This window comes from Kitasatospora sp. NPDC059571, from assembly GCF_042735675.1.
GTDB lineage: Bacteria > Actinomycetota > Actinomycetes > Streptomycetales > Streptomycetaceae > Kitasatospora.
The window spans coordinates 1-6,275 of sequence record NZ_JBHWBW010000304.1 but is presented as its reverse complement, the minus strand read 5'-3'; the positions used below and the strand labels follow the sequence as shown (position 1 = coordinate 6,275).

At 76.5% G+C, this 6,275-nt stretch carries 5 protein-coding genes; 3 read left to right on the top strand and 2 right to left on the bottom strand.

The window, feature by feature from the left end; genetic code table 11:
* Positions 1–289: 289 nt before the first annotated feature.
* On the top strand, positions 290–1,084 hold the full coding sequence (locus tag ACFV0G_RS27080; RefSeq protein WP_380553230.1) for a hypothetical protein: 795 nt from the start codon (positions 290–292) through the stop codon (positions 1,082–1,084).
* Between the two features lie 78 nt (positions 1,085–1,162).
* Here the strand turns inward: ACFV0G_RS27080 and holA are convergent, their stop codons facing one another.
* Positions 1,163–2,158: a DNA polymerase III subunit delta gene (gene holA, locus ACFV0G_RS27075; protein ID WP_380553227.1), complete on the bottom strand. Its 996-nt coding sequence runs from the start codon at positions 2,156–2,158 to the stop codon at positions 1,163–1,165.
* Between the two features lie 72 nt (positions 2,159–2,230).
* Here holA and ACFV0G_RS27070 point away from each other — a divergent pair, with 72 nt between their 5' ends.
* Both ACFV0G_RS27070 and ACFV0G_RS27065 read left to right on the top strand, forming a co-directional pair.
* Complete coding sequence (locus ACFV0G_RS27070) at positions 2,231–2,491, top strand: hypothetical protein (RefSeq protein ID WP_380553224.1); 261 nt, start codon at positions 2,231–2,233, stop codon at positions 2,489–2,491.
* Positions 2,492–2,638: 147 nt separating this feature from the next.
* Positions 2,639–3,559 carry a helix-turn-helix transcriptional regulator gene (locus ACFV0G_RS27065; protein ID WP_380553221.1) on the top strand — a complete coding sequence of 307 codons (921 nt, stop codon included), beginning with the start codon at positions 2,639–2,641 and terminating at the stop codon, positions 3,557–3,559.
* 35 nt (positions 3,560–3,594) lie between these two features.
* Here the strand turns inward: ACFV0G_RS27065 and ACFV0G_RS27060 are convergent.
* On the bottom strand, positions 3,595–6,275 hold a 2,681-nt coding region (locus ACFV0G_RS27060; protein WP_380553218.1), incomplete at its 5' end, for a ComEC/Rec2 family competence protein.

Genomic DNA, 6,275 nt, shown 5'->3' with positions numbered 1-6,275 from the left:
GTTTGGGGGGGCGGGTGCGGTGACGCCGCGCGCGCGGGGCCCGCCCCCCCCCCGTTTCCGGACCCCTCGGCCACCGGCACCCCCGGGCGCCGGGTCGCCGCGCAGCGTGGGCGGCCCGGACTGCAGGGGTCCGGCGCGCGGGGTGGACGAACCGCTACTCTCCGCTGTCGAGCGTTCACCGGTATGGTTCGGTGCTACCAGACCGCCGGAAGGGCACTTGGGGGCTCCGATGTCGACACCACCACCGCCGCGGCCGCAGGCTCCGATGCCGACGCCGACGCCGCAGGGTGTGCAGCACGGTGCCCCGCCGGCCGGCCCGGGACCGTACTCGGGCGGCCCGTACCCGGCCGCCGGCACGGCGCCGATGCCCGGTGTGGTCCCGCAGCAGCACGGCGGGCAGGCCGGCGCACCGGGCATCGGACCGGCGCAGGCGCCGCCCGGCCGCGGCCGGCAGCGGGTTCGCGGACTGCTGTGGGGCGTCGGCGGCGTACTCCTGGCCTCCGCGGTGTGGGCCACCGCGGTGCTCACCGTCCCGAAGCTGGTGGCCACCGGCGACCCGGCCCCCGGCACCGGGCCGTACCACCTGGTCGACGACATGTGCACGGACGCCCGGCTGACCACCTTCGCCTCGCTCTACCCGACCGAGTCCGGCAAGCCGTACCACTACTCGACCCGGCACTCGGCGCTCGACGACATGTACTGCAGCCAGTACCTGAAGAAGACCGGCGCCGACACCGACTACGTCTCGCTCTACCTGGAGGCGCAGCTGCACAAGGCCGTCGACCCGCAGCCGGAGTTCGACGCGCAGCGGGCCGGGCTGGAGCAGCGCCACTACCAGACCAGTTCGGTGCCGGACCTCGGCCAGGACGCCTACGTCGGCTACCTCGACGACCCGTCCACCTCGGACGCGTCGTGGCACTACATCACCCAGGTCCTCTACGTGCGCGACCGCGGACTGACGTACTACCTGAGCTGGTCGGGCTCGTTCCAGAACGGCAAGACCAGCCCGCCCGACCGGGAGCAGATCCGGCAGGCGCTGATCATCGACAGCCGGGCGGTGCTGCACACCCTCGGCGGCAGCTGACGGCCGGGGGCCGCGCCTGCCCGGGCTGTCCGTCCGCGGCTCGGGCGGCGGGCCGGGCCAGTACGGGCGGGAGCCGGGTCAGTACGGGCGGGAGCCGGCGCGGGCGGCGCGGGCGACGGCCACCACGGCCCGTTCCAGGGCGTAGGCCGGGTCGTCGGAGCCGCCCTTGACCGCGGCGTCGGCCGCGGCGACCGCGGTCAGCGCGGCCGCGACGCCGTCGCCCGTCCAGCCGCGCATCTGCTGGCGGACCCGCTCGACCTTCCAGGGCGGCATGCCGAGTTCGCGGGCGAGGTCGGCGGGCCGCATCGACCGGCCGGCGGTGGCCAGCCGCCCGATGCTGCGGACGCCGGAGGCCAGGGCGTAGGTGATGCCGGTCGGCGGCTGCCCCACCGCGAGGGCCCAGCGCAGGCGTTCCAGTGCCTCGGCCGCCCGGCCGGTGACGGCCAGGTCGGCGACCTCGAAGCCGGTCGCCTCCGCGCGGCCGCTGTAGTACCGGGCCACCGCGGCCTCGTCGATGGCGCCCTCGATGTCGGCGGTGAGCTGGCTGCAGGCCGCGGCCAGTTCGCGCAGGTCACTGCCGAGCGAGTCCAGCAGGGCCTGGCAGGCCTCCGGGGCGGCCGCGCGGCCCAGGCGGCGGAACTCGCCGCGGACGAAGGCCAGCTTGTCGCCGGCCTTGGTCAGCTTGGCGCACTGCACCTCACGGGCACCGGCCTTCTTGGCCGCGTCCAGCAGGCCCTTGCCCTTGGCGCCGCCGGCATGCACGAGGATCATGATGACCTCCTCGGCCGGGGAGTCGAGGTAGGCCTTGACCTCCTTGACCGCATCGGCGCCGAGGTCCTGGGCCGCCCGGACGACGATCACCTTGCGCTCGGCGAAGAGCGAGGGCGTCGTCAACTCGGCCAGCCCGCCGGGCTGGAGAGCACCCGGCGCGAGGTCGCGCACGTCGGTGTCCGGGTCGGCGGCCTTGGCCGCGGCGACCACCTCGGCGACCGCGCGGTCGAGCAGCAGCTCCTCCTGGCCGACCGCGAGGGTCAGCGGGGCGAGCAGGTCGTCGGGTGCACTCTTCCTGGCCATCGCGTACCAGCATCGCACGGTCGGGTGACACCCCGGGCCGAGCGGCGGAGCGGGGGTCGGGAGAATGGGGCGGTGACCGAGAACCACACCCGCCAACTGCTCGTCCTGTCCGACCGCGACGCCGCCGAGGACGTCCTCGAGGAACTCGCCGCCCGGTACCCCGACCTGGAGTCGCCGGAACTCGTCCGGGATGCCCTGGCCGGCGAGGACGACGCCGAGGACGCCCAGTGGCTCGTGGTGCTGGAGGCCCCCGAGGACGGCTGGACGGCCGACCTGCTCGCCGAACTCGACGCGGTGGCGGCCGAGCAGGACGGCTGGCGCGAGGAGGAATAACGGAGGGGCGGCCGCGCTCCGCCGCCGCAAGTCTCCGACGGCACGAGGCTCCGGCGGGCAGGGGCTCCGGCGGGCAGGGGCTCCGGGGGCAAGGGTGGTATCGGCAGGCCCTGGCTGCGCGGACGGCCGGACACCATGATGAGGATCATGGCCATGGACCGCCGAGAACTCGCCGACTTCCTCCGCCGCTCCCGGGAGCGCCTGAGCCCCGCCGACGTCGGCCTCACCGCCGGCAGTCGGCGCCGCACGCCCGGCCTGCGACGCGAGGAGGTCGTGCAGCTGGCCGGGATGTCCGCCGACTACTACATCCGCCTGGAACAGGCGCGCGGCCCGCAGCCGTCCCTCCAGATGCTCGGCGCACTGGCCCGGGCCCTGCGGCTCTCCGAGGACGAGCGGGACCACCTCCACGTGCTGGCCGGACACCGGCCACCGGTCGGGCGCCAGGCCGGCCAGCACATCCGGCCGGCCCTGCTGCACCTGCTGGACCAGCTGGCCGGGACGCCGGCCCAGATCGTCAGCGACCTCGGCGACCTGCTCGCCCAGAACGCCATGGCGACCGCGCTGTTCGGCGGCGTCTGCTCGCTGCGCGAGGACGAACGCAACGTGGTGTGGCGCTGGTTCACCGATCCGACGGTGCGCCAGGCCTACCCGGAGGAGGAGCGCGACCACTGGGGCCGGGTGCACGTCGCGGACCTGCGCGCCGCGGTGGCGCGGCGGGCGGACGACCCCTCGGCGACGGCCCTGGTGGCGCGGATCCGCGCCACCAGCGAGGAGTTCGCCCGGCTGTGGGACCTGCACGAGGTGGCGGTGCGCCGGACCAGCCGGATGTGCGTCGTCCATCCGCTCGTCGGAGCGGTGACCCTGGACTGCGAGACCCTGCTGACCCCGACCGAGGACCAGCGCCTGCTGCTGTTCACTCCTCCCCCGGGCTCCTCGGCCGCGGGGCACCTGGAACTGCTGCGCGTCCTCGGCACCGAGCAGTTCGCCGCGACGGGCAGCAGCTCCGCACTGGGCAGCAGCTCGAAGGACCTGCAGGCCGACGGGCGGGAGAGCGGCCGGGGCGCCTAGCCCTGGCAGATCCGGGGGCGGATGTCCATCGTCCGTCACCTCCGCACCGCGGAAGGGTGGGTGGCCACCGCGAGGCCGGCGCGACTGCTGCCGAGGACGGCCAGGTCGCCGGAGCGGTCCGTGCGCAGGACGGTCGCGCCGAGGGCCCGTAGCCGGTCCACTGTGGCGGGCGCGGGGTGGCCGTAGGGGTTGTCCGCGCCGCAGGAGATCAGGGCGAGCCGGGGGTGCAGTGCGCCGGTGAGCTCCCAGTCCTGGTGGGCCGATCCGTGGTGGGCGACCTTGAGGACGTCGACGCGTCCGGGCGGGTGTCCGTGCCGCAGGAGGGCCTGCTGCGCGGGCGGTTCGAGATCCCCGAGCAGGGCGAGCCGGAGGGCGTCGTCGAGCCCACCGGGTCGGCCGGGCCCACCGGGTAGGCCGGGCCCGTCGGGCACACCGAGGGTGACCAGGAGCGCGATGCTCGCGTTGTTGGCCCCCGGCGTGGCGGGACCGAGTGCTCCGTCCGGCCAGAGCACGTCCCAGGACAGGCCCGGGCCCGCCACCCGGTGTTCCCCCGGCACCGCCGGGAGGACGGGGACCCCGGCCGCTGCGGCCCAGCGCAGGACCCGGGACTGCTCACCGGGCGGGGAGCCGAGCGTGGTCACCTCGACGGCTCCGACCCGGCGGCCGCGGAGGACTCCCGGCATGCCCTCCACGTGGTCGGCGTGGAAGTGCGTGAGGACCAGCAGCGGGACGCGGGTGATGCCGAGGGTGCGCAGGCAGCCGTCGGCCGCGCCGGGGTCGGGGCCGGTGTCGACGACCACGGCGGTGTCGGGCCCGGTGGGCAGGACCGCCATGTCGCCCTGGCCGACGTCGCACAGGACGAACCGCCAGCCCGGCGGCGGCCAGCCGGTGGCCAGCCTGGTGAGCACGGGCGGCCGCACCAGCACGCCCGCCAGCACCAGGGTCACTGCCACGGCCAGTACCGCCCGGACCCGGGCGGGGGCCGCCGTACCCACCGCGAGCAGTGCCGGGACGGCCCAGCAGAGGGCCAGCGTGGCCGCGGCGAGCAGGACGGCGCCGGCCGGGCCCGGGACCCAGCCGAGCTGGGCGCCGGGCAGGTCGGCCCCGTGCCGGGCCACCAGGGACAGCCAGCCGGTCGGCACGGCGGCCAGGTCGACGACCGCACGGGCGGCGCCGGGTGCGACCGGTTCGACCGCGAGCGCCGCGAAGCCGAGCAGCGTCGCTGGGGCCACCGCCACCTCGGCGAGCAGGTTGCACGGAAGGGCCACCAGGCTCACCCGGGGTGCGAGCAGGACGGTGACGGGTGCACAGCAGGCCTGCGCGGCCGCGGTCGCGGCCACCCCGGTCGCCAGGTGCGAGGGCCAGCCGCGGCTGCGGAGCGCCGCCGCCCAGCGCGGCGCGAGGAGCAGCAGCCCGGCCGTGGCGAGGGTGGACAGCAGGAACCCGTACGACCTGGCGAGGAAGGGGTCGAAGAGGACCAGCAGCAGAACGGCCCCGGAGAGCACGGGAACGCCGTGGCGGGAGCGGCCGGTGGCCAGTGCGAGCAGGCCGATCAGCCCGGTGGCGGCGGCACGCAGGACGCTCGGGTCCGGGCGGCAGACGGTGACGAAGGCGAGGGTGACGCAGGCACCGGCGAGCGCGGTCGTCCGCAGGGACAGCCCCAGGAGGCCGGCCACCCCACCGCGCGGGCCGCTGCCGTCGCGGCGCGGTGCGCCCACCAGCACTGTCAGGACGATGGCCAGGTTCGCCCCGCTCACGGCGACCAAGTGGCCGAGGTCGGTGGCGCGGAACGCTTCCCGGAGGTCGTCGGGCAGACGGGAGGTGTCGCCGACCACCAGGCCCGGCAGCAGGCCCCGGGTGTCCGCCGGCAGGTGGTCGCAGGCCCGGCGCAGCCCGGTACGCAGCCGTGCCGCCAGGCGCTGGATCCGGCCCGGCGGCTCCAGCAGGTGCGGCGGTCCGTGCGCGCTGAGCAGCGCGGCGCTGTCCCGGTCGTGATCGCCGGGCGGGCCGGCCCGGACCTCGGCGCTCACCCTGGTCGACGGCGTCAGCCCCAGCCAGGTCGGGATGTCCTGGGCCCGGACGAGGACGGTCACCGGGGTGTGGGTGCGGACGGAGGTGCGGGGCCCGGGGCCGGCCGGGTCGCCGGCCCGGCCGACGGCGGTGTCCACCCGGTCCACGACGGCATCGAGAGTCAGCACGTCCTGCCCGGGGAGCGTCCCGCGGACCCGGCCGGTCCGGGTCCGGGGGTCGCCCGTGACGGTGAGGTCCACGGAGAGGTCGGGTGGTGAAGCAGCCGGGGCAGGGCCGGGCTCGGGCGCGGGTGGGCGGGCCAGGACGGGGATGGGGCCCTGGTGGAGGTCAGCGGTGTGCAGGACGGTGGTGGCCGTCGCCGCGGCGGTGGTGAGCAGCACGGCCGCGATCAGCTGTACGGCCCGCCGTGGCGGGGCAGCGGGGAGGCCGCGGCGCAGCAGCAGGAGCGCGGCGGGAACGCCGACCGCTGCCGCGGCGGCGAGCAGCCGCGGGTGGCAGTCCGGTGGTGCCGCCAGTACGGCGGAGGTGGCTGCCCACGCCGCCAGGGCAGGCGTGAGGAGCCGCAGGTCGGCGGCGTGTCGTGGGGTGGACGGTGGGACGGGTGGTGATGTGGGCGGCGGCTGCGGACCGGTCCCGGGTCCGGACGGATGCCCGGCCCCGGGACGGTGGTCGGCCGGCTGCCGGC